A 22121-nucleotide genomic window follows, 5' to 3' on the forward strand; every position below is an offset into this window, starting at 1 on the left:
AAAAACATAACGACAGAGGTAGACAATGCTGCAACCCACCCACGTGCGCCCGTCAGTGCTGCTGGACGGCGTCCGCTATCCCGATGAAGACCGCCTGCGACAGTACGTTGCGGACGGCTACCTGACCGGCGAAACGCTGGCAGGTGCGTTCCGGCAGTCGTTCCGCGAGAACAAGGACCGGCTCGCGCTGGTCGGGCCGGAAGGCGACTTTACCTACCAGATGCTCGATGAGCAGACCGACCGGCTCGGCGCGGCGCTGCTCGAGCTTGGCCTCAAGCCGCTCGACCGCGCGGTGTTCCAGTGCGGCAACTGCAACGAGCTGCTGCTGGCGTTCTTCGGCTGCCTGAAGGCCGGCATCATTCCGCTGTGTTCGCTGCAGGCGTTCCGCAAGCTCGAAATCAGCTATCTGGGCAAGTTGTGCGAAGCGCGGCTGCATCTTGTGCAGGGCGATGACCCGAAGTTCGATGACGTCGCGTTTGCCGAAGAAATGCAGGACGAGGTGCCGAGCCTTGCATTCATCCTGCAGGCGCGTGGTACGCGCCGCGGCAGCGCCGTGCTGCTCGCCGACCTGATCCGCGACATGCCGCTCGGGCGCGCGCAGAAGATCCTCTCTGACGTCACGCATGAGCCGTTCCAGGCTGCGGTGTTCCAGTTGTCCGGCGGCACGACGGGCGTGCCCAAGATCATCCCGCGCTTCCAGAACGAGTACCTGTACAACATGCGTGCGGTGGCCGACTGGAATGGCTACACCGAGGACGACGTGCTGTTCTTCCCCACGCCGTACATGCACAACCTCAACATGGGTTGTTTCTTCGGGCCGCTGATGCTGAGCGGCGCCGCCGTGACTGTCGCGCCGGATATCTCCGAAGACACGCTGCAGGCGCTCGTCCGCGACTACGAGCCCACATGGTTCGGCGTAGCGGGGCCGATCCTGAACCGCATCGCCCCCGTGCTGCTGCAGTCGACACCCGCCGACAAGGCGCGCCGCAACTTCATTGCGCCGAAGAACGCCACCAACCTCACGCGCCTGACGGGGTCGCCCACGCAGCATATTTTCGGGATGACCGAAGGCGTGATCATGTTCACGCGGCCCGATGATCCACAAGACATCCGCGATCAGTCGATCGGGCGCCCCGTCTCGGCCGCGGATGAAGTCCGCATCGTCTATCCAGGCACCGAGGAGGAGGTGCCGGAAGGCGAGGTCGGCGAGGCGCTGTTCCGTGGTCCGTACACGATTCGCGGCTACTACAAGTCCGAGAAGGAAGACGCGACGCGCTTTACGGCCGACGGCTTCTACCGCTCGGGCGATCTGATGTCGTGGAGCGTCGTCGATGGCAAGCGCTACTTCTTCTTCCGCGGCCGCATCAAGGACGTGGTCGACCGCGGCGGCGAAAAGATCAATGCCGAGGAACTCGAGAACGTCATCAACGAGCATCCTGCCGTTCTCGCCTCGGCAGTGGTCGGCATGCCGGACAAGGTCTATGGCGAGCGTGTCTGCGCCTTCGTCCTGCTGAAACCTATCGCGGCGGCCGCCGGACTGACGCTGCCGGCTCTGACGCAGTTCCTCCAGGAAGCCGGTCTGGCCAAGTTCAAGTGGCCGGAGCGACTGGAGATCATTCCCGAATTCCCGCTGACCGCATCAGGAAAGCTCAGTAAGGTGCTGCTGCGCGACCGCATCGTGCAACTGCTGCAGGCAGAGACGGCGAAGGAAGCCGCGCAGCAAAGCCAGTGACACAGCAAGCAAGAAAGGAAGAGACATGACCGAATCCACGCAAGCCGCCATTCCCGCAGTAGCCCTGCACGGCGTCCATCACACCGCGCGGCCCACCTGGAAGCTGGCCGAGACCGTGCACTTCTACCGCGACCTGCTTGGCCTGCCGCTGGTCCACGCGATCTCGGCCAAGGGCTGGGGTCCCGACAATCACGCCGATTTCCTGCACTTCTTCTTCGACAGCGGCAGCGGCAGCACCATCGCGTTCTTCTACTACATCGGCACCGAGCGCCCCGACTGGCTGACCGTGCGCGAGCACTACCAGGACCGCGCGACGCACACGGCATGGCGCGTGCGCGACGAGGCGGAACTGCTGCAATGGCGCCAGCGCGTGGAAGCCGTGGGCATTCCGCTGCGCTACCAGATCCGCCACGAAGTGATCGAGTCGATCTACTTCAACGACCCGAACGGCTACCCGATCGAGATCACCTGGCAGGTGCGACCATTCAGCGATGCGGACAAGCGCGATGCCGCGCTCACCATCGACTCGGCGATCGAACTCGAGCGCGCACGCGACGATGGCGCGGCATTCGCGTCGATCGAGCCGGTGTGGCAGCGCAAGGCAGGGCACATCGAGGGCACTACGGGCGACAGCGACAAGGCATCGGTCTACGTGCTCGACGTTCCCGAGTTCGCGCCGCTGATCGATGTGGCGCGCAAGACCGACGGATACCGGACTACCGCGCTTGGCAACGGCTATGTGCGCATCGATGGCAACCCGACGCTGACGTTCCGCCGCAAGGAACTCGGCTTCAAGCCCGCGGTGTGGTACGGCGCACTGACCGGCGGCCTCGCAGGCCAGATCCGCCAGTTCGACATGGACGCGCTGGTGATCGCTCCGGGAGCCGCGCAATGAAGGTGACCATCATCGGCGGCGGGCCGTCCGGGCTGTTCCTGTCGATCCTGCTGAAAGAGCGCATGGTGGATGTCGATATCGACGTCTTCGAGCAAAACCCCGAGGACGCCACGTTCGGCTTCGGCGTGGTGCTGGCCGACACCGGCATGGCGAACCTGCGCTCGGCGTCGCCAACGGTCGTGGATCGGCTCGCGCAGGTCATGCGCTTCAACGACCAGCATTCGATCGTGTGCCACGAGCATCCGATCATCATGAAGAAGCCGGGAGCCGGCGGTGGCGCCATCCCGCGCATCAGCTTGCTGTCCGTGCTGCAGCAGCGTGCGCTGGAGTTCGGCGTGCGCGTGACGTACAACAAGCGCATCGCCGACTTCGACACGATCGATGCCGACCTGATCGTCGGCGCCGACGGCATCAACTCCCAGTTGCGCGCGGCGAACGAAGCGGGCTTCGGCACCACCCGTCGCCTGCTGAGCAATCATTTCGCGTGGTTCGGCGTGGAGAAGCCATTCCCGAGTCCTGCGCTGGTGTTCCGCAAGTACGAGGGCGGCTACTTTGTCGCCCACTATTACCCGTACTCCGATTCGATGAGCACGTTTGTCGCCGAATGCGACCACCAGACATGGCTGGACTTCGGCATGGAGGACATGAGCGCGGAAGCGCGGCAGGCGCTGTTCGAGCGCGTGTTCGCGCCGGAGCTTGATGGCTACGGGCTGGTGTCGAACAACTCGGTGTGGCGGCAATTCCCGGTCATCCTCAATGCCAACTGGCATGTCGGACGGCAGGTGCTGATCGGCGATGCACTGACGAGTGCGCACTTCTCGATCGGCTCGGGCACGCGCATTGCCATGGAGGACGCGATGGCACTGGCCGACGCGATCGTCGCGCATCCGGCAGACGTACCCGCCGCGCTGCGGCAGTACGACGCCGTGCGCAAGCCAGAAAAGGCGAAGCTGATCAGTGCGTCGGAGGCGTCGTACACATGGTACGAGAACATCCGCGAATGGATGGAGCTGCCGACGCCGCACGAGTTCGTGTACCGCTTCATGACGCGAACGGGCCGTGTCGATGCCGACCGCCTGCGCGCGCAGTTTCCGGCGCTGATGGCCGAGCTTGCCGCGGGTGGCGTGAACGGCGGCGCTGCCGTGGGCCTGCCATGATCCACGCCACCGAGTACATGCTCAGCGAAAGCCCGTTCGTCGTCAGGCGGTGCGTGCGCTGGGGCGACTGCGATCCTGCTGGCGTGGTCTACACGGGCCGCTTCACCGATTACCTTCTGGGCGCGGTGGGCCTCTTCACCGCGCATATGGCGGGCGGGGGCAGGCTTGGTGCGATGCACGGTGTCGACACACCGTGCAAGGCGATGCGCTTCGAGTTCATCGGCACGCTCTGGCCTGATGACGTGATCGACATCACCTGCACCGTCGAGGCCATCCGCACGCGCTCGTTCGACATCCGCTGCGTGGCGCGCCGCCCCGACGGCTCGCCGGTGTTCGACGCGATGTTCTCGCCGATCTGCGTGCATCTGGACCGCCGTGAAGGCGCGCCGATCCCTGATTCACTGCGCGATGTGCTGAGGCGCTTTCTCGCGCCTGCCCTCTAGTCTCTGAACGTTCCCGGAATTGCCAAACATGAAGTATCGAATCGGACAAATTGTCCCGAGCTCCAACATCACGATGGAGCGTGAGGTTCCCGCCATCTTCGCCGCGCGCATGCAGGCGCTGCCCGAACAGTTCAGCTTTCACGCCAGCCGTGTGCGCATGCATCGCGTGGTGGCCGAAGAGCTGGAGCGAATGAACCGTGACATGGGCCGTTGTGCGCTGGAACTGGCCGACGCACGCGTCGATGTCATGAGCACGGCATGCCTGGTCGCCACCATGTGCATGGGCAAGGGCTACCACCGGCAAGTGATCGACGAACTCGGCAGCGCGATTGCCGACGCGCCGTATCGCCCGCAGATCATGACGTCGGCAGGCGCGCTCGTCGAAGAACTGAAGGACTTCGGCGCGCGCCGCATTTCGCTGATGGCGCCGTACAGCGATGCGTTGACGAAGACGGTAGTCGAGTACATCGAACATGAAGGCATCGAGGTCAGGGACGTGATCAACTTCTCGATTCTGGACAACCTGGAAGTTGGCGAGCGCGATCCGCTGCAACTGCTGGAAGACGTGAAGCGTCTCGACGTCAAAGGCGTCGATACCGTGGTGCTGTCGGCCTGCGTGCAGATGCCGTCGCTGGCCGCCATCGAAACCGCGCAGCTGGCACTGGGCATTCCCGTGACTTCCACGGCCGTGTGCACGGCGCGGCAGATGCTGCGCAGGCTTGGCCTTGCCGCCACCGCACCTGGCGCGGGCGCTTACCTCGGCAGCCAGGCCGGGCTGCGCTGACTGCCGCAGTTCCCATCCGGCAACCGCCCACAGAAGGCGGTGCCGACAATCAGGAGACCATCCCATGCAAACCGCCCCCGACGCGCAGCCGCGCGTGTCCGTCCGCATCTATATCGGTGTGATTCTTGGTGCAGCACTCGGCATGCTCGCCGGCTATGCGCCGCTGTTCAACGCCACGGCAGGCGTCTTCGTCCGGCCGCTTGCCGCCGAGTTCGGCTGGGGGCGGTCGCAGGCTTCGCTGTCCTATGCGGCGTCGATGTTTGGCCTGGCGATCGTCAGTCCGATTGTGGGCGCGATGATGGACCGCTTCGGCATCCGGCGCGTGATTGTGTGTTCGGCTGTCGTGTTCGGCCTCGCGACGGCCGCCATGGCGCTGCAGGACGGCAGCATGCTGGCGTGGGTGGCGTTGTCCGTCGTGGTCGGGGTTTCGGGAGCGGCCACATCGGTGCTCGGCTATCTTGCCGTGTTGCCGCAATGGTTCGACCGGCGCCTCGGGCTCGCACTCGGGATCGCCATGTGCGGCCTTGGCGCGGGCACGGTGATCCTGCCGATCACGGCGCAATACCTCGTGACCACGTTTGGCTGGCGCAGCGCCTATGTTGGCCTTGGCGCGGGCTCGGTGGTGCTGTCGCTGTTGGCGTGCAGCCTGCTGCATGAGCGCTATTCGCGCAGCAGCCGGGCAGGGCATGCGGCATTGGCCACGCCGGAGGGGTTGCCACTGGCGGCTGCGTTGCGCAGCTACCGGTTGTGGACGATCTGGCTGGTCTTCGTGCTGAGCTCGGCGGCAACGTTGTCGCTTGGACCGCACCTGCCGTCGCTGTTCGCGGATCGCGGCTTCGACGCGGCGATGGCAGCGCGCAGCGCGTCGATGGTGGGTGTCGGGCTGCTGATCGGGCGCTTGCTGACCGGCGTGCTGATCGACCGTATCCATGCACCGCTGGTGGCGGGCGTGTTCTTTGTCGGCGGCGCCATCGGCGTGTACCTGCTGCGTGGCTCGCACGACTACGCGACGCTGCTGGTGGCGACGACGCTGATCGGGCTGACGATCGGCGCGGAGGGCGATCTGATTTCCTATCTCGTGCGCTCGTACTTCGGGCTCGCGTCGTTCGGCTCGTTGTTCGGCATTGCATTTTCGGGCTATGGCCTGGGCGCGGTGATCGGACCGATCGGGCTGGGCGCATGGTTCGACCGTCACGGCAGCTATGACGTGCCGCTGCTGGTCTTGCCGTGCATGTTGCTGGTTGCCGCGGGACTGGTGCTGTCCCTCGGCCGATACCGGATGGGTCACCGGCATCCCTCCGTCGCGGCGGCCGCATCCGCGTAGGAGCGCCTGAACGTGGCAGAACAGGCGAAGCCGGATAGAATTGGCACACCACCAATTCCGAGCCGGTCCGCTTCGCCTCCTGATCATGCCTGCCGCACGAAAATCGCCCGCAGCCAAGGCCGCCGCACAGCCATCGCCGAGTCCCACGCCGCGCCGGCGCGGACGCCCGCCCAAGACGGAATCGCCGATCGGCGCCGAGCCGATGCTCAGCCGCACGACCATCCTGCAGCATGCGATCGAGCTGACCAAGACCATGCCTCTGGACCAGATTTCCATGGTGCAGCTCGCCAAGGATTTCGGCGTGGCGCCGGGGTTGATCCACTATTACCTTGGCGGCCGCGACCAGCTCGTCACCGGCGTGCTCAATGACTACTATCGCCAGCGCACGCTGCGCATCCCGCCGCTGACCGGAGACTGGCGTGCCGATGTCGAGCGCATTGCGCGGCTCAGCTTCCAGGTGGCGATCGAGAATCCCGGCGTCAGCAACTACGTGGCGTCGCACAACCGGTACCGGCTGTTCCAGGATGTGCAGCCCGGCGAAACCGACTACGGCCTGGAGTTCTTCAACCGCATGACGTCGGCGATCATGCAGGGCGGTTTTTCCGCGGAGCAGGTTGCGCTGGCGTACCACTTCCTTGCGCAGTACCTGGTTTCGGCCAGCATGGCCGAAGCGTCACGGCAGTTGCCGGCTTATCACCAGGCCTTTATTCAGAACAAGCTCGACGGCGTGTCGGCCGAGCAGTATCCCGGGGCACGCTTTGTCAGCAAGGCGTTTTCCAAGCTGTCGTCTGATACGGCGTTTGAAGAGGGGCTGCGTATTACGCTCGATGGCATTGACGCGTGGCCGCGCAATGCCAAGCCTGTCAAAAAGAAGAGTGCGCGCGTGGCATAGTCCGGTATTTTTTGGGTTTTCCGCAGAATTGCCGGGTTATCGCTCTTGGCTGGCGCCGCTGTTTCGCCGGCGTAGCCGGCGACCTACTCTTTTGTCCGAGCGACAAAAGAGTAGGCAGAAAAGCGCGTCGTTGCCGCTGGCCATCAATTCCACGGCGGCAGTGGTTCGAACGGCTTTGGACGCCTGCGATGGTGGTCGGCCGTTCCAACCTGCTACGCCATGTGAGTCAGAACCTGTGCCTGGCGCGGCACGGCTTTTGGACGATCCCCAAGACGGACTCGGGTACAGCGTTCCAACACGGTCAGTGGTGGGACGCCTTCGGCTGCGCTGCGCGCACGTCATGGACTGGATGCGAGATCATCAACGTCGCTGGCGCCCAGGTTCGTCCAAGGTCCTTTCTCTACTTCGGCACACCATGCGCGGGCATCGTCCCCGAGGCGTGGTATGCCCTGGGCCTGTGTGCTCAGACTAGGGCTCTGCGCGTAGCGCAGCCGAAGGCGATCACACGATATCGCTCGCAGCAGGGGCCACAGACGCTTGCAGAGTTCGTTCAATCAGCGCTGGAATTCTGACCACGGTGGTGCCCCACGCGGCAGGCAGCGTGACGGACTCTGAAGCCCATACCCGTACAACACCCTCAGCACACTACGATAAAAATTCGCCCCTTTGGGGCAACCAAAACGCGTTTTTGGTTACTTTTGTCGCTCGGACAAAAGTGACTCGCCGGCTACGCCGGCGAAACAGCAGCGCATGCCAAGCACGACAAGCACGCCCCCGACGCTAGTGGTATCCACTTATTTGATACTAAATCAATAAACCTAAAATGTTTATTTGAGCGTATATCAAATAAAGCGCCAGCAACCCTCATATTGCCGGTGCACAAGACGTCGGAGACAACATGAAGCGCCCCCTTACCGCCATTGCCACCATTACCTCCATTGCCGCGTTCACCGGCATGCTCTTAGCGCAGCCAGCGAGCGCACAGGTCTACCCGGACAAGATGGTCCGCATCCTTGTCCCTTCCATCGCGGGCAGCGCGCCCGACATCATTGCCCGCCAGATGGCGGAACGCCTGACAAGCGCATGGAAGCAGCAGGTGATCGTCGAGAACAAGCCGGGCGGCAACGGCATCGTGGCCATGAGCGCGCTGAAGCAGGCGCCGGCTGACGGCTACACGCTGGTGCTGTTCCACGCGGCGGCGGCCGTGACGACGCCGGTGATGTACAAGGAAGCAAAGTTCGACATCCAGCGCGATGCCGCCGTGGCCGCCACCGTGGCCTACACGCCAATGATGTTCGTCGCCGGCCCGGCGACCTCCTACAAGGACCTGTCCGATGTGCTGAAGGACGGCAAGGCACGCCCCGACGATGTCGTGATCGGCAGCCCCACGCGCGGTTCGGTCCCGCACCTGACGGCCGAGATGATGGGCCAGTCGCAGCAGATCAAATTCCGACAGGTCAGCTTCAGCGGCACGACGCAGGCTATCCAGGCCGTGGTGAAGGGCGACGTCCCCGTCTACGTCGATGGCATCGCGCCGCTGGTGCCGCTCGTGCGCAGCGGCAGGCTGCGGGCGCTCGCCGTGACGTCGGATGTGCCATTGCCTGGTCTCGAAGGCATACCGCTCGCCAAAGACATCGCGCCGGGTCTCGTCGCCAAAGGCTGGTTCACGATCTTCGCCCCGAAGGGCACGCCAGTGCCCGTGCTGGATCGCATCAACGCGGCAGTCAACCAGAGCCTTACGCAGCAGCCCTTCGTCGATCGCCTGAAGGACCTGGGTACGTATCCGATGCCGATGTCGCGCGTGGATGGCGCGCGGTTCGTCGAAGCGGAGAAGGCACGCTGGGAAAAAGTTATCGCCGACGCAGGCGTCAAGCCTGAATGAGCGCGCGTCACATCGCACCATCCTGAACAGCGTTTCTGACGCCAATGCCGAGTGCCGCCGCCGCTGCTTCCATGCAGCGGCCGGTGGCGCTTTCGTCCTCCGCGTCGACCATCTACGTGTTTTCCCCGGTGTCTTCCGGGGCCCCGTGTAAGAAGCAGGTAAGGGGCGGGCTTTACCTTATGTGCAAGGTCCGGAGCTGAGACCACCAGCGATCGGCAATCCCGTAGCACGATTGGCAGGAGACACAAATGAATGAAGAACTGGTCGCAAGACTGAAAGCGAACCCGCGGTACCGCGAGCTCGTGCACAAGCGCTCGCGCCTTGGATGGACGCTGACCGCGGTGATGCTCGTGATCTATTACGGATACGTCCTGCTGATCGCCTTCGACAAGGAAGTCCTTGCCGCCAAGGTCGGCGCGGGCGTCATGACGTGGGGCATGCCGATCGGCCTGTTCGTGATTCTCTTTACCGTGGCCATCACCGGCTTTTATGTGCGTCACGCCAATCGCGCGTATGACGAACTCACCGAACAGATCAAGCGGGAGGTCGCATGAAAGCGAACCACGCCTTCATTGCCGGCAGCGCGCTGCTGCTTTCCACCGCCGCGCTGGCCGCGGGCGGAGACCTCGGGCAGGCCGTCCGGCAGCCGACCAACTGGACCGCCATCGGCATGTTCGTGGTGTTCGTGATCGGCACGCTGTTCATCACCAAGTGGGCCGCAAAGCGGACCACGTCCGCAGCGACCTTCTATACAGGCGGTGGCGGCATTACCGGCTTCCAGAACGGTCTGGCGATTGCTGGCGACTTCATGTCTGCGGCTTCGTTTCTCGGCATCTCGGCGGCCGTCTATGCCAACGGCTATGACGGCCTGATCTACTCGATCGGCTTCCTGGTCGGCTGGCCCGTCATCACGTTCCTGATGGCCGAGCGCCTGCGCAACCTGGGCCGCTTCACGTTCGCCGACGTCGCGGCGTACCGCTTCAAGCAGGGACCGATCCGCGCATTCGCCGCATCGGGCACGCTCGTGGTGGTGGCGTTCTACCTGATCGCGCAGATGGTCGGCGCGGGCCAGCTCATCAAGCTGCTGTTCGGCCTGGAGTACTGGGTCGCCGTGGTGATCGTCGGCGCGCTGATGATGGTGTACGTGCTGTTCGGCGGCATGACGGCCACCACGTGGGTGCAGATCATCAAGGCCTGCCTGCTGCTCGGCGGCGCGACGTTCATGGCCTTCATGGTGCTGGCGCAATACCACTTCAGCCCCGAGGCGCTGTTCGCCAAGGCGGTCGAGGTCCACGCCAAGAAGGAATCGATCATGAGCCCGGGCAACTTCATCAAGGACCCGATCTCGGCAATCTCGTTCGGTATCGCGCTGATGTTCGGCACGGCGGGCCTGCCGCACATCCTGATGCGTTTCTTCACCGTGCCCAACGCCAAGGAAGCGCGCAAGTCGGTGTTCTGGGCGACCACGTGGATCGGCTACTTCTACATCCTGACCTTCATCATCGGCTTTGGCGCCATCGTGCTCGTCGGCACCAACCCGAGCTTCCAGGACGGCAGCGGCAAGCTGCTCGGCGGCGTCAACATGGCGGCGGTGCACCTGGCCAGCGCGGTGGGCGGCAACGTGTTCCTCGGCTTTATCTCGGCCGTGGCGTTCGCGACGATCCTGGCTGTCGTGGCTGGCCTGACGCTTGCCGGCGCATCGGCGGTCTCGCATGACCTCTATGCCACGGTGTTCAAGCATGGCAAGGCGAGCAGCTCGCTTGAACTGCGTGTGTCGCGCATCACGACCATCATCCTCGGCATCGTTGCGGTGGTGCTCGGCATCGTGTTCGAGAAGCAGAACATCGCGTTCATGGTGTCGCTGGCGTTTGCTGTGGCAGCGTCGGCCAACTTCCCGGTGCTGTTCATGTCGGTGCTGTGGAAGGGCTGCACCACGCGCGGCGCAACCATCGGCGGCTTCCTTGGCCTGCTGTCGGCGGTGGTGCTCACGGTGCTGTCGCAAGCGGTGTGGGTCGACGTGTTCCACTTCAAGGATGCGCCGTTCCCGTACACCTCGCCGGCGCTGTTCTCGATGACGATCGGTTTCGTCGGTATCTGGATCTTCTCGCTGACCGACAAGTCCGCACGCGCACGTATCGACATGGCTGGTTTCGAGGCACAGGAGCTACGGTCGGAGACCGGCATTGGCGCCGTGCAGGGGGCAAGCCACTAACAGCGGAATCACGATGCCAACGAAAACGCCCGGCTCAGCGAGCCGGGCGTTTTTGTTGGAGCGGTCGCTGGTACGCCGGCCGTGTCGTTATTGTGCTGGCTTGGCGCTCCGCACTTGCTGCCAGAAGCGATCGCGCTTGTACTGCACATCGCGTGACACGGCGGATGGCAGGAACCGCGGACCGACACTGGGCGGCTGGATCGCGGTGACGTAGAGCGCCTCCCTGACGGCAGGCGGAATATCGCTCGGGTCGCGGCTGAAGCCGAAGATGATGCAGCCCAGATCGTTGTCATAGAACCGGCTGCGGGACCACATGTTGAGCGTCGTGAGCTTTCTGCCGGGCACCGACACTTGGAACTGCTGGCCGCCGAGATCGCGGCGGTCCCAGAGCGCAATCGACTTGCCGTCGTCCATGATCAGCGAAACCGCAGTCGGAATGCTGCCCGCGCGGATCGATGCGCCCGCGATGTTGAAGGTCTTGCCGTCGGTCGGTTGCGGAATGCTGACCGTGTATTGCTCCACGCCGCCCACGCGGTCCGCGATGATGCCGGTGCGGTCTTGCCTGTTGCCGCCCCAGACCTTTGGCCCGGTGCCGGCCGGATAGGTGACGTCAACGATTCGGGGCGTGAAGTTGAACAGCTCGACATAAATTTCCGAGATGTTCGCGGCGGGCAGGCTGAATGGTGTCGATACGGCGCCGGCCCAGCCGCGACACGTGGCATCCCAGTTGTCAGCCGTGCCGTATGCAGCGCTGAACACGTCGGGAAACGGGATAGTCTTCACCGGGCCGGGGCTCCTGATCGGGTCCAGGGCGATCAGCAGCAGCATGTAGTCGCCGAACAGGACCTGCTTCTTCTGCGCGAAGGATTGCCAGTAGTTGTAGATGGCGGTGTAGTGCTTGCCGGGGCTCGTGGGCGCGGCGGGTGTGAGGCGCTCCTGCTCCTTCCTGACGACGGCGTCCAGATAGGCGTGGTACTCGTTGATCGTATCGCCGGCGAGCCTGACATAGCTCTCGTAGGTGGCCGTGTTCCATCCCCAGTCCCTGCCATGCAGCACGCAATCGCGAAGCAGCACGGCGTGCAGCTGGGAAAAGATCGCGAACAACGGAGCCAGTACCCATTGGAAGTCCGGGTTGCGGAATTCCGATGCCGCTTGCGTCATCTGCGTGTTGGTCGCGATGAACTGCATGCGCATGTTCGAGACGTCGCCGGTGGCGACGGCGTTCAGGTACAGCTTCAGCGTATTGCCGACGCCATCGAGCTTGCTCTTCAGCAAGCTGTAGACCGCGTCATTGATCTTCTGGTCGATCAGGGCTTCCACCTTCTTCCGGATGTCCTCCCAGACATCCGCGGGTTCCACCGGCCAGAGCAATCCGACCAGCGCGGACATGGCGCCGCCGACAACAGGGATCTCCGCAAGCACGACTTCGAGGATGGTCTTCAGGTCTTCCATCGGATCGGTAATGGGCAGTTTCCCGAGCGTGCCATCTGCGTGCGCCGGGAAGGTGGGGCCCATTGCCATCAGGGCGGCGGAAGGGATGGATCTGAGTAAATCGCGTCGGGTCAGCATTCGGAAATCTCCATTCATGTCCGCGAGTACAAGACATCGTTCTCAGTGAAACGGGCTCGCGGTTATACGAATTTCGGACGCTACTAAAGCCGATGGTGCCAACTAGTGATCTGGCGCAATGAATGCTGTTTTGCGTGGAGAGTCCGGTGTCATACAGAAGTTGCCTATTGATATTTGGAAGATTCCTCGAGTGTATTCAGGGAATGATGCATCTATGCCCTTAGATGAAAACGAATAATTCCCATCGCTTTCCACAGCGCGCTGATCCTTCTTGCCACTGTGCAGAGCGACAAGCAACGAATCACAGGACTAATGGGAATTTCTTGAGGGAGATATCTTTATGGCAAACCATAAGAGCGGGAGCTGTCGTGTTGGAAGCATTTTGACCAGTGGCTTGTCCCAGGTTTCGAAAGGACTGGTTGCCGTATCGACGCTCGCATTCGGCATGGGGGAAGCGAACGCCGTCGTGGTGATCAGCAATGATCAGTATTCTAAGGGCGGCACGGTCTGCTCAACCCTTGAGCCGGGGCTTACGTCGATCGATGCCGCAGGGGGCAACGACTGCATTGTTCCTGAGGCAGGCCCCGGTCCGTCTGGTGCAGGCAACCCAGGCGCGAACATCGTCATGTACCTGAACAAGCAAAGCAATGTCGGCGTGGATTCCCTATCGATTGGTGGTTACCTCGATGTCTGGAAGACTGCAACGTTCTTTGAAGGCGTGAACATGCAGGGCACGAGAGTGAGCATGCTTGGTGCAGGCATCGCCGACCAGGACGCCGTCAACGTCGGTCAGTTCAAGGGCGGCCTGGCTGCACTCGGTGGCGGAGCAGGCGTTGCCGCCGATGGCTCTGTCATCGCGCCAACGTACACGCTCGGCGGCGGCACGTTCAACGACGTCGGTTCGGCCCTGAGCAATCTTGACGGCCGCATTACCAGCATGGGGCAACAGGGTGGTGGCGGCGCTGCGGAGAACGCCTATTTCCATGCCGACGGCAAGCAGGACGGCAGCGATGCCGCGGTAGTAGCAGCCGGCACTCTTGGCGTGGCGGCGGGTGCAGGCGCGCAGGCGCAGGCCAGCAACAGCGTCGCGATCGGTGCGAACGCGCAGGCCAAGGCCAGCGACTCCGCGGCGCTCGGCGCCAATGCGCAGGCAACGGCGCAGGGCAGCGTGGCGCTCGGCACCAACTCGGTAGCGGACCGCGCCAATTCGGTGTCGGTCGGCGCGGCCGGAGCCGAGCGCCAGATCACTAACGTGGCTGCAGCGACGCAGGACACCGACGCGGTCAACCTTGGCCAACTGCGCGACTACGCCAGCGAGGCCGGCCGGCGGGCCGTCAGCCAGGCCAACAGCTACACCGACCAGCGCGTGGATGCCCTGAGCCGGGAAGCGCACGCGGGCACGGCAGCCGCCATGGCCATGGCCGGACTGCCCCAGTCGACCGTCCCGGGGAAGAGCATGATCGCCCTTGGCGGCGCGACCTACCGCGGCCAGAGCGGTCTGGCGATCGGTGCATCGCTGATGTCGGCTGGTGGTCGCTGGGTGTACAAGCTGACCGGCAGCACCGCGCGCAGTACGTACGGCGCGAGCGTGGCTGCAGGATTCCACTGGTAAGCCATCCGGCCGTCTGCGCAACGCGCGGGGCGTCTGCTATCTTGGATCGAGGATCAGCAACGTCCCGCCGTCGGCATGCCACACGAATGCGGACTGGCCCCGGCGCACCGACGGCGCCGGCGGTCACTGCAGTACACAGCACAGGCCCTGCGGGGCCTTTGTTGCCGGATGGAGCCGACCATGAAGCCGCAACCGTTCGCAGTGACTCCCGACGCGCAGGCGCGCGCGCTCAACGTGGTGGGCGAAAAGATCACGGTGCTGGCGCCGAATACCGCCACACAGGGGTATGAGGTGTTCCTGCAGCAGGGCGAAGAGGGCAGCGGACCGCCGCCGCACAGCCACGACTGGGACGAGTCGTTCTACATCACGCGCGGCACGATCGATATCAGCTACGACGACCAGGTCATCACGGCCACGGCCGGCACGTTCGTGCATGTGCCGGCGGGCACTGTGCATCACTTCCGCTTCGGTGCGGGCGGTGGCGAGATGATTTCCGTCACCAGCCAGGGTGGGCTGGCATCGCGCCTCTTCACCCGGATCGATGAGGAGATTCCGCCGGGTCCCCCCGATATCGAGAAACTGCTTGCGGTGGCGCAGGAGTGTGGGGTGACGGTTGCCGGATAGGGTCCGCCGCTGAACCGGCACTGCCAATCCAGCTATCCCAGTACGGCGGACTGCCGATCGCGGCACGCACGCAATCGGCAAACGCGCGCAGCCGCGCCGACACACGCTGGCCTTCGGGGTGCGCAATGTAGATGGACTCGGGCGCCGCATGCAGGCCGATGTCGATGGCGGTGAGCGTGCCGCGCCGTATGGAATCCCCCGCGATGAATGTCGGCAGCAGCGCGACGCCTAGCCCCGCTTCGGCGGCGTCGCGCATCATGTCACCGTTGTTGACGCGCAGCGCAACCGCCGTGCGCACGATCTCGCTGCCCTGGCTGCCTTGCAGACGCCAGTCCGCCACGCCGCGGTTCACATAGAAGATGCCCCGGTGTTGCCGCAGATCTTCAAGGTTCGCCGGCATGCCCATCTGCGCCACATACCCCGGCGACGCCACCAGCACGCGCCGGCTCGGCGCCAGTTGCCATGCCACCAGCCGCGAATTCTCCAGCGGGCCGTGCCGCACGACGGCGTCATAGCTGTCCGCCGCAGCGTCAACGCGGCGATCGTCCAGATCCAGCGTCAGTTCCAGTTCCGGATGTTGCGCGAGAAACGGGTAGAGCGCCGGGCCGAGGTGCAGACGGCCAAAGGTCACCGGCGCCGAGACGTGCAAGGGCCCGGCCAGGCTCCCCCGCCGCTCGGCCAGGTCGGTGCTGGCTGCCTTCACCTCGCCCAGGATACGGGTGGCGCGCTCCAGGAACGACGCGCCATCTTCGGTCAGCGTGAGCCGGCGCGTCGTACGCCGCAGCAGGTTCGCGCCCAGGGCTTTCTCCAGTTCGGCCAGCCGCTCGCTCACGACGGACTTCGACAGGTTCAGCCGTCGTGCTGCTTCGCTGATCGAGCCGGCTTCCACCACCGCAACGAAGCTGGCGACTCCTTCTAGCTTGATCATTGTTCGGGATCTCCGGAAAGCAGTTCCGCGACTTGCAGTCTAGTGCGAACCGCGGGCGCCGCCGATACTGATTTGAAGCGACGGCCGGGTCATCCAGGTCGCCGATCCATGTTTTGCTTGCCTCAAGGAGATTGCCCATGGGACGCCTGTCCGACAAAGTTGCCATCGTTACCGGTGCCAGTGCCGGCATTGGCCGCGCCACCGCATTGCTGTTCGCCCAGGAGGGCGCGAAGGTGGTGGTGGGGGCCAGGCGCAATGCCGAACTCGAGGAACTGGTGGCGCAGATCCGTCAAGCGGGTGGCGATGCGGTCGCGCTGGCCGGCGATGTCCGGGACGAACGCTACGCCCGCGCACTGGTCGAGCTGGCAGTAGAGCGTTACGGGCGCCTGGACATCGCGTTCAACAATGCCGGAACGCTGGGCGAGGGCGGTCCCAGCACGGGCGTCTCGGCTGATGGCTGGAGCGACACGCTTGCCATCAACCTGACCGGCGCCTTTCTCGGCGCCAAGCACCAGATCGCGCAGATGCAGAAGAACGGCGGCGGATCGGTGATCTTTACCTCCACGTTCGTCGGCTACACGTTCGCTTTCCCCGGCGTGGCGGCCTATGCGGCGAGCAAGTCGGGGCTGGTCGGCCTGACGCAGGCGCTGGCCGCGGAGTTCGGTCCGCAGGGCGTGCGGGTCAATGCCATCCTGCCGGGAGCGGTGGATACCGATATGTACCGCAGCATGAACGACACCGCGGAATCGCAGGCCTTCATCACTAACCTGCACGCGCTCAAGCGCGTGGCCGCGCCGGAAGAGCTGGCCAGGTCGGTACTGTATCTGGCGTCGGATGACTCGGCCTTTGTGACCGGCACCGCGTCGCTGGTGGACGGCGGCGCTTCCATCACGCGCACCTGAAAACGCCGACGCCGGGGCCCTCGTCAGCTTGCTTGCCATGGCGGCCCTGGCAAGCGCCAGGTGGCGTGGAACTCGGCGCTGATCTACGACGGCCTGAAGCCGTCAGGCCGATAGCCCACGCTGGCCCGCAGGACAGCCCTGCGGGATGCCGTCTCGACGAATCCCATCGCCCCTGGTAATAATCGCTGCAACGCCGAACTTCAGGGGTGGTGCATGTCGCCTGTCCTGGCATTCAAGCTGGTACTGCTGTCGCTGATCGCCATCATCGCGCTGGAGTTGCTGGCGGCAAAGCTGCGGCTGCCGCCGGCGGCAGCCTTTCTGGTCGGTGGCATTGCCATGGCATTCGTGCCTGGCCTGCCGGCGGTCGAGCTCAGTCCGGACCTGGTGTTGCTGGTCTTCCTGCCGCCGTTGCTGACGGACGGCGCGTACTTTTCGGTGTGGGACGAGTTCCGGCGCAATCTCAGCGGCATCCTGATGCTGGCGATCGGAGCCGTGCTGTTCACGACGCTGGTGGTCGGCGTGGCCGTCCACATGGTGGTTCCGGGGCTGCCGTGGGCCGCGTGTTTTGCGCTCGGCGCAATCGTGTCGCCGCCCGACGCCGTTGCGGCCAAGGCCGTGCTCGAGCGGGTCGCGTTGCCGCGGCGGCTCATGGCCTTGCTGGAGGGCGAAAGCCTGCTCAATGACGCGACCGGGCTGGTGCTCTACCGCTTCGCCGTCGCGGCCGCGCTGACCGGTGCGTTCAGCCTCGAACATGCGACCGTGGATTTCTTCGTGCTCGCACTGGGCGGGGTTGCCGTGGGGATCGCCATCGGCTTTGCGCTGGTGCGCGTGCTGCGGCGGCTGTCCGACGAATATCTGCTGATCACCGCAGCCATACTATCGTCCTGGGTCAGCTACATCGTCGGCGAATGGCTGGAAGTCTCCGGCGTTATCGCCACGGTGACGACCGGCATGATCCTTGGCTGGCACCAGCACCAGGTGTTCTCGGCGTCGACACGAATCCGTGGCACGGCATTCTGGCAGGTCATGGTGTTCCTGCTCGAGGCGCTGGTGTTCATCCTGATCGGGCTATCGCTGCGCGGCGTGATTGCGCGGCACAGTGGAACCGCGGATGTCATGGCGTCGCTGGCCCTGCCGGTCGGCATGGTGATCATCGCGGTCGTGCTCTCGCGCTTTGCATGGGTGTTCGGGTCGGAAGCGCTGAAGTCGGCGTGGCAGCGCGTGGTGCGGCCGCAGCAGGCAAGGGCGGACTGGCGCTCGGCAACCATCGTCAGCTGGGCCGGGATGCGCGGCGTCGTGACGCTCGCCATTGCGCTGGCGCTTCCGGAGCAGATGCCGGGCCGCGACCTGATCCTCGTCGCATCGTTCGCGGTCATCCTCGTGACCGTGCTGTTGCAGGGCACGACCATTGGTCCGCTGATCCGGCTGCTCGATATCCGCCGCATCGAAGATGCCTCGGGCCACAAGCTGACCGAGGCACAGGCATGGGCCAGTCTCGAAGCAGTGCAGCGCGATGCGATCCGCCCGCTCGTGTTCGACGCCGACGGGGCGCTGCGGCATCCGCGGCTATGGGAACAGGTCAATTACCGCGCGCAGATTACCGAGCGGTTCAAGGACAACATCATTCCCGACGAAGAGCGCACTTCCCACTATGGCGTGATCCTGGCGGGCCTTGCTGCGGCGCGGGTGGAGTTGCTGCGGATGCATCGTGCGGGGCAGCTTCATGACGAACTGCTGCGTCATCTTGAATACGATCTGGATCTGCAGGAGATCGCGGCGTTGCATGGGAGTGCGGGCGTGGGGGCGGATTGACGCGCCCGGCCCACAGCTGCCCCACACCCGCTCCCGTTACCGGCCCGCTTCGCCACTACCGCGGAAATCGGAAGGACTGACGCCATTGGCCCGGCGGAAGGCCCGGCTGAAATTCGCGACATCGGTGAAGCCGAGGCGATATGCGATCTGCGAAACCGGCAGCTCTCCTTCCAGCAGAAGGCTCCGCGCGCGCCGGTTTCGCACCGCAATGGCGAGGTCGCGGAAGCTGCTGTCCTCCTTCTTCAGGTAACGGTCCAGCGTACGCGCCGAAATGCCGAGCAGGCCGGCAAGTTCCTCCAGCGTAGGCTGGCTGTCCTCCGCTTCGTTCAGCATCATGACCACCCACTGGGCCCAGTTTCCCTGCTCGCTGTGCCGCTGCAGCAGTGCGCGGCATCGCTCCTCGGCCATGCGGACCGCATGCACGTCGGCCATCGGCAGGGCCGCGTCCAGGCTCCACGTGTCAGCCACCATGCGGATTTCCGGCAGCGGCGATGCGGCGAAATGCACGCGCACGGGGGCCAGTTCGCGATAGCGTGCCGCATGCGGTGGCGGCTCCATCGACAGGTAGATGTCGTAGACCGATGAGGGGTTCTGCAACAGGGACTTGCATTGCAGATGCGTCGAAACGGCAATCGCCTCCTGAAGCAGGTTCAGCGTTTCACTGGCCATCGGCAGCGCCGGCCGGTAGATGATTTCAGCGTGGTCGCCGGTGCGCTGATAACTCATCCTGAACATCGGCGTGAGCAGCTTGTAGTAGCGCGAACACAGCCGCAGCAACTGGTCCAGGGTGGGGCAGGAAAGCATGGCATACCCCAGGATGTCGTGCGAATTGAGCTTGAGGCGGCGACCCCACTCGAAGCCGATGTCGGTCCTTCCGGTCAGGCGCAGCGCTTCTGCCAGCAAGCCATCGATCTGCTGTGTGGTGAGGGCGAAATCCGTTTCCCTGAACCGGTCGGGATCAATGCCTGCCGCACTCGCCAGTTCTTGCAGCGAAGTGCCGGCGGACTTCAGGTAGTCGGCCATCAGCAGGAAATAGCGGGCCGGTATCAGGGGGCGGATGGCGGCTTTCATGTTCGAGGGAGGCGGCCAGAACGAGGCACCAGTCATTGTCTGAAAATGATAGATCGCTGTCTGGAAATGACAAGTCCGGAGGTGGGCTGCCTCGCCAGAATGGGTACCTGCCAAAGCCAAGGCCGAATTCGTCCCGGACCCGGTGACATAAACAGGAGACAGTCCATGTTGTTCGAATCCATCAACACCGGTTGCCTCGATGGCAACGACACCCCGTGGATGCCTTTTGCGCCGTACAGCAACGACGTGATGGTCAAGTACTTCAAGATCGATCCGGTACGCGGCGAAACCATTACGCTGCTGAAGGCGCCCGCCGGCATGGAAATGCCGCGGCATCATCACACCGGCACGGTGATCGTCTACACCGTTCAGGGAAGCTGGCGCTACAAGGAGCACGATTGGGTCGCGCATGCGGGCAGCGTCGTCTACGAGACGGCTTCCACGCGGCACACGCCGCAGGCGGCGTATGCCGAAGGCCCCGACATCATCACGTTCAACATCGTGGCGGGTGAACTGCTGTACCTCGACGACAAGGACAACATCATCGCGGTCGAGAACTGGAAGACGTCGATGGATCGCTACCTCGACTACTGCAAGGCCAACGGTATCAGGCCCAAGGACTTGTCTACGTTTGAAGGCTGATCTGCGGGAGACGATCCTTGCAGCGAAATGATTCGTAACGCCACAAAAGAAAAAGGAGGAGACATGATTGCATGGGCTCGCACGCAAGGGCTTCGGCGCATTCTGGCTGCGCTGATGGGCACGGCTGTTGTTCAGGCAAGCGCAGGCGCCGCATCGCCCAGCGCCGCCGACGTACAGAAGATCGCCACGGAGGCTTATATCTATGCCTATCCGATGGTGCTGATGGAGGTGACGCGTCGCGTGTCCACCAACGTTGATGCGTCGGATCCGAAGGGCGGAATCCGCGCGCCGATGAACCAGTTCGCGCATGTGGCGGAGTTTCCCGACGAGAAGTTCGACACGGTGGTTCGCCCGAACGCGGACACTCTGTATTCAGCGCTCTGGTTCGACGTCACCCGCGAACCTCTGATCATCACCGTGCCGGATTCCGGTGGCCGCTACTATCTGCTGCCGGCGCTCGACATGTGGACGGACGTCTTTACCTCTCCCGGTACGCGCACCACGGGCAATGGTCCGCAGCAGATCGCCATTGTCGGCCCGCGCTGGCACGGCAAGCTCCCGGCTGGTGTGACGCCCTATGTCTCGCCGACAGCCGTGGGCTGGATGATCGGCCGCACGCAGACCAACGGCGTTGCCGACTATGCAGCCGTGCACAAATTCCAGGCCGGCCTCAGGGCCACGCCGCTCAGCGCCTGGGGAAAGCCGGGATACGTGCCACCCGCGGGCAGGAAGAATCCACAGCAGGACATGAGCGCGCCGGTGGAGCAGGTGGCAAAGATGGATGCCGCGAGCTACTTCGCGATGTTCGCCGAGCTGATGAAGAACAATCCGCCGCACGCAAACGACTATCCCATGCTTGATCGCATCGCCCATGTGGGGCTGGTGCCGGGTCAAGCCTTCAACCTGAACCGACAGGCCCCGGACGTGCAGGCCGCGCTGCGGGGCGCTCCGGCCACCGCGCGCAAGGAGATTGCCGAAGCGCTGCCGCGTGCCGGTGTCGTGAGCAACGGCTGGCGGACGATCGGCAATCCAATCGGCACCTATGGTACCGACTACCTCCGGCGAGCGATGATCGCTTTTGTAGGGCTTGGGGCGAACACAGTCGAGGATGCCATCTATCCCATTGCGATGACGGACGTCGACGGCAAGCCCTTCGACAGTGGCGCGAAGTACGTGATTCACTTCGACAAGGAACGTCTGCCGCCTGCCAGTGCCTTCTGGTCGCTGACGATGTACAACGATCGCCAGTTCTTTACGGCTAATCCGATCAACCGGTTTGCCATTGGCGATCGGGATCCGCTCAAGTACAACGCCGATGGATCGCTGGATCTGGTGATCCAGCGCGAACCGCCGAAGGGGGGAGGGTCCAACTGGTTGCCGGCGCCGGCGGCGGGCAACTTCACGATGAATCTGCGGTTGTACCTGCCAAAGCCTGAGGCGCTGGACGGTACGTGGAAGCCGCCGGTGGTCAGGCGGGTGGAGGGGGGGATGTGAGGTTTGGAGGGGGATTGCGCGGATTGGGGAGGGTGTCGTGCTTGGCAGGCGCCGCTGTTTCGCCGGCGTAGCCGGCGAGTCACTTTTTGTCCGAGCGACAAAAAGTAACCAAAAAGCGCGTCGTTGCCGCTGGCCATCAATTCCAC

At 64.0% G+C, this 22121-nt stretch carries 19 protein-coding genes; 16 read left to right on the forward strand and 3 right to left on the reverse strand.

Translation table 11 applies throughout. The annotated features are described in order from the left end of the window. Positions 1 to 25 precede the first annotated feature (25 nt). The 10 genes from KHO41_RS25890 to KHO41_RS25935 all read left to right on the forward strand — a co-directional run bounded on the left by KHO41_RS25890 (position 26) and on the right by KHO41_RS25935 (position 11321). The gene (locus KHO41_RS25890) at positions 26 to 1732 is read left to right on the forward strand and encodes an AMP-binding protein (RefSeq protein ID WP_211956108.1); all 1707 of its coding nucleotides are present in this window, start codon (positions 26 to 28) and stop codon (positions 1730 to 1732) included. A gap of 25 nt (positions 1733 to 1757) precedes the next feature. After that, positions 1758 to 2627 (forward strand): VOC family protein, encoded by an 870-nt coding sequence (locus tag KHO41_RS25895; protein WP_211956109.1) that lies wholly within the window; start codon positions 1758 to 1760, stop codon positions 2625 to 2627. After that, positions 2624 to 3784, forward strand: coding sequence for an FAD-dependent monooxygenase (locus tag KHO41_RS25900; protein ID WP_211956110.1), 1161 nt, complete (start codon positions 2624 to 2626; stop codon positions 3782 to 3784). Before KHO41_RS25895 ends, KHO41_RS25900 begins: the two co-directional genes overlap by 4 nt. Beyond that, positions 3781 to 4227, forward strand: a complete 447-nt coding sequence (locus KHO41_RS25905) for an acyl-CoA thioesterase (protein ID WP_211956111.1) — start codon at positions 3781 to 3783, stop codon at positions 4225 to 4227. Before KHO41_RS25900 ends, KHO41_RS25905 begins: the two co-directional genes overlap by 4 nt. A 28-nt stretch (positions 4228 to 4255) precedes the next feature. Next, entirely contained in the window at positions 4256 to 5011 is a 756-nt protein-coding gene (locus KHO41_RS25910; RefSeq protein ID WP_211956112.1) for a maleate cis-trans isomerase family protein, read from the forward strand. Between the two features lie 64 nt (positions 5012 to 5075). Beyond that, positions 5076 to 6335, forward strand: a complete 1260-nt coding sequence (locus tag KHO41_RS25915; RefSeq protein ID WP_211956113.1) for an MFS transporter — start codon at positions 5076 to 5078, stop codon at positions 6333 to 6335. Positions 6336 to 6420: 85 nt separating this feature from the next. Then, positions 6421 to 7227 carry a TetR/AcrR family transcriptional regulator gene (locus KHO41_RS25920; RefSeq protein WP_211956114.1) on the forward strand — a complete coding sequence of 269 codons (807 nt, stop codon included), beginning with the start codon at positions 6421 to 6423 and terminating at the stop codon, positions 7225 to 7227. Between the two features lie 898 nt (positions 7228 to 8125). Beyond that, positions 8126 to 9109 carry a Bug family tripartite tricarboxylate transporter substrate binding protein gene (locus KHO41_RS25925; protein ID WP_244874026.1) on the forward strand — a complete coding sequence of 328 codons (984 nt, stop codon included), beginning with the start codon at positions 8126 to 8128 and terminating at the stop codon, positions 9107 to 9109. Positions 9110 to 9357: 248 nt separating this feature from the next. Next, positions 9358 to 9663 carry a DUF485 domain-containing protein gene (locus KHO41_RS25930; RefSeq protein ID WP_140949314.1) on the forward strand — a complete coding sequence of 102 codons (306 nt, stop codon included), beginning with the start codon at positions 9358 to 9360 and terminating at the stop codon, positions 9661 to 9663. After that, positions 9660 to 11321 carry a cation acetate symporter gene (locus tag KHO41_RS25935; protein WP_211956115.1) on the forward strand — a complete coding sequence of 554 codons (1662 nt, stop codon included), beginning with the start codon at positions 9660 to 9662 and terminating at the stop codon, positions 11319 to 11321. The genes KHO41_RS25930 and KHO41_RS25935 overlap by 4 nt, the downstream gene beginning before the upstream one ends. A gap of 87 nt (positions 11322 to 11408) precedes the next feature. Here the strand turns inward: KHO41_RS25935 and KHO41_RS25940 are convergent, their stop codons facing one another. After that, a complete protein-coding gene (locus KHO41_RS25940; RefSeq protein ID WP_211956116.1) occupies positions 11409 to 12890 on the reverse strand; it encodes an insecticidal delta-endotoxin Cry8Ea1 family protein in 1482 nt (493 codons plus the stop codon). 394 nt (positions 12891 to 13284) lie between these two features. Between KHO41_RS25940 and KHO41_RS25945 the strand changes: the two genes are divergently transcribed. Both KHO41_RS25945 and KHO41_RS25950 read left to right on the forward strand, forming a co-directional pair. After that, positions 13285 to 14502 carry a YadA family autotransporter adhesin gene (locus KHO41_RS25945; protein ID WP_211956117.1) on the forward strand — a complete coding sequence of 406 codons (1218 nt, stop codon included), beginning with the start codon at positions 13285 to 13287 and terminating at the stop codon, positions 14500 to 14502. Positions 14503 to 14682: 180 nt separating this feature from the next. After that, on the forward strand, positions 14683 to 15126 hold the full coding sequence (locus KHO41_RS25950) for a cupin domain-containing protein (RefSeq protein ID WP_211956118.1): 444 nt from the start codon (positions 14683 to 14685) through the stop codon (positions 15124 to 15126). Here the strand turns inward: KHO41_RS25950 and KHO41_RS25955 are convergent. Beyond that, positions 15032 to 16054, reverse strand: a complete 1023-nt coding sequence (locus tag KHO41_RS25955) for a LysR family transcriptional regulator (protein ID WP_211956119.1) — start codon at positions 16052 to 16054, stop codon at positions 15032 to 15034. The genes KHO41_RS25950 and KHO41_RS25955 overlap by 95 nt on opposite strands. A gap of 137 nt (positions 16055 to 16191) precedes the next feature. Between KHO41_RS25955 and KHO41_RS25960 the strand changes: the two genes are divergently transcribed. Together KHO41_RS25960 and KHO41_RS25965 are read left to right on the forward strand one after the other, a co-directional pair. Then, on the forward strand, positions 16192 to 16956 hold the full coding sequence (locus tag KHO41_RS25960; RefSeq protein WP_211956120.1) for an SDR family oxidoreductase: 765 nt from the start codon (positions 16192 to 16194) through the stop codon (positions 16954 to 16956). A gap of 213 nt (positions 16957 to 17169) precedes the next feature. Further along, complete coding sequence (locus KHO41_RS25965) at positions 17170 to 18768, forward strand: Na+/H+ antiporter (protein ID WP_211956121.1); 1599 nt, start codon at positions 17170 to 17172, stop codon at positions 18766 to 18768. A 36-nt stretch (positions 18769 to 18804) separates the two neighbouring features. Here KHO41_RS25965 and KHO41_RS25970 read toward each other — a convergent pair whose 3' ends face one another. Continuing rightward, positions 18805 to 19839 carry an AraC family transcriptional regulator gene (locus KHO41_RS25970; RefSeq protein ID WP_211956122.1) on the reverse strand — a complete coding sequence of 345 codons (1035 nt, stop codon included), beginning with the start codon at positions 19837 to 19839 and terminating at the stop codon, positions 18805 to 18807. A gap of 165 nt (positions 19840 to 20004) precedes the next feature. Between KHO41_RS25970 and KHO41_RS25975 the strand changes: the two genes are divergently transcribed. Together KHO41_RS25975 and KHO41_RS25980 are read left to right on the forward strand one after the other, a co-directional pair. Continuing rightward, positions 20005 to 20481 carry a 2,4'-dihydroxyacetophenone dioxygenase family protein gene (locus tag KHO41_RS25975; protein WP_211956123.1) on the forward strand — a complete coding sequence of 159 codons (477 nt, stop codon included), beginning with the start codon at positions 20005 to 20007 and terminating at the stop codon, positions 20479 to 20481. Between the two features lie 63 nt (positions 20482 to 20544). Then, positions 20545 to 21975 (forward strand): DUF1254 domain-containing protein, encoded by a 1431-nt coding sequence (locus tag KHO41_RS25980; RefSeq protein ID WP_211956124.1) that lies wholly within the window; start codon positions 20545 to 20547, stop codon positions 21973 to 21975. Positions 21976 to 22121 lie beyond the last annotated feature (146 nt).

The organism is Cupriavidus numazuensis (assembly GCF_905397435.1).
GTDB classification, from domain to species: Bacteria; Pseudomonadota; Gammaproteobacteria; order Burkholderiales; family Burkholderiaceae; genus Cupriavidus; species Cupriavidus numazuensis.

Bases quoted from the DNA above. Each gene is read 5' to 3' on its own strand.
- KHO41_RS25890 (WP_211956108.1), top strand. From the start codon at position 26: ATGCTGCAACCCACCCACGTGCGCCCGTCAGTGCTGCTGGACGGCGTC.
- KHO41_RS25895 (WP_211956109.1), top strand. From the start codon at position 1,758: ATGACCGAATCCACGCAAGCCGCCATTCCCGCAGTAGCCCTGCACGGC.
- KHO41_RS25900 (WP_211956110.1), top strand. From the start codon at position 2,624: ATGAAGGTGACCATCATCGGCGGCGGGCCGTCCGGGCTGTTCCTGTCG.
- KHO41_RS25905 (WP_211956111.1), top strand. From the start codon at position 3,781: ATGATCCACGCCACCGAGTACATGCTCAGCGAAAGCCCGTTCGTCGTC.
- KHO41_RS25910 (WP_211956112.1), top strand. From the start codon at position 4,256: ATGAAGTATCGAATCGGACAAATTGTCCCGAGCTCCAACATCACGATG.
- KHO41_RS25915 (WP_211956113.1), top strand. From the start codon at position 5,076: ATGCAAACCGCCCCCGACGCGCAGCCGCGCGTGTCCGTCCGCATCTAT.
- KHO41_RS25920 (WP_211956114.1), top strand. From the start codon at position 6,421: ATGCCTGCCGCACGAAAATCGCCCGCAGCCAAGGCCGCCGCACAGCCA.
- KHO41_RS25925 (WP_244874026.1), top strand. From the start codon at position 8,126: ATGAAGCGCCCCCTTACCGCCATTGCCACCATTACCTCCATTGCCGCG.
- KHO41_RS25930 (WP_140949314.1), top strand. From the start codon at position 9,358: ATGAATGAAGAACTGGTCGCAAGACTGAAAGCGAACCCGCGGTACCGC.
- KHO41_RS25935 (WP_211956115.1), top strand. From the start codon at position 9,660: ATGAAAGCGAACCACGCCTTCATTGCCGGCAGCGCGCTGCTGCTTTCC.
- KHO41_RS25940 (WP_211956116.1), bottom strand. From the start codon at position 12,890: ATGCTGACCCGACGCGATTTACTCAGATCCATCCCTTCCGCCGCCCTG.
- KHO41_RS25950 (WP_211956118.1), top strand. From the start codon at position 14,683: ATGAAGCCGCAACCGTTCGCAGTGACTCCCGACGCGCAGGCGCGCGCG.
- KHO41_RS25955 (WP_211956119.1), bottom strand. From the start codon at position 16,054: ATGATCAAGCTAGAAGGAGTCGCCAGCTTCGTTGCGGTGGTGGAAGCC.
- KHO41_RS25960 (WP_211956120.1), top strand. From the start codon at position 16,192: ATGGGACGCCTGTCCGACAAAGTTGCCATCGTTACCGGTGCCAGTGCC.
- KHO41_RS25965 (WP_211956121.1), top strand. From the start codon at position 17,170: ATGTCGCCTGTCCTGGCATTCAAGCTGGTACTGCTGTCGCTGATCGCC.
- KHO41_RS25970 (WP_211956122.1), bottom strand. From the start codon at position 19,839: ATGAAAGCCGCCATCCGCCCCCTGATACCGGCCCGCTATTTCCTGCTG.
- KHO41_RS25975 (WP_211956123.1), top strand. From the start codon at position 20,005: ATGTTGTTCGAATCCATCAACACCGGTTGCCTCGATGGCAACGACACC.
- KHO41_RS25980 (WP_211956124.1), top strand. From the start codon at position 20,545: ATGATTGCATGGGCTCGCACGCAAGGGCTTCGGCGCATTCTGGCTGCG.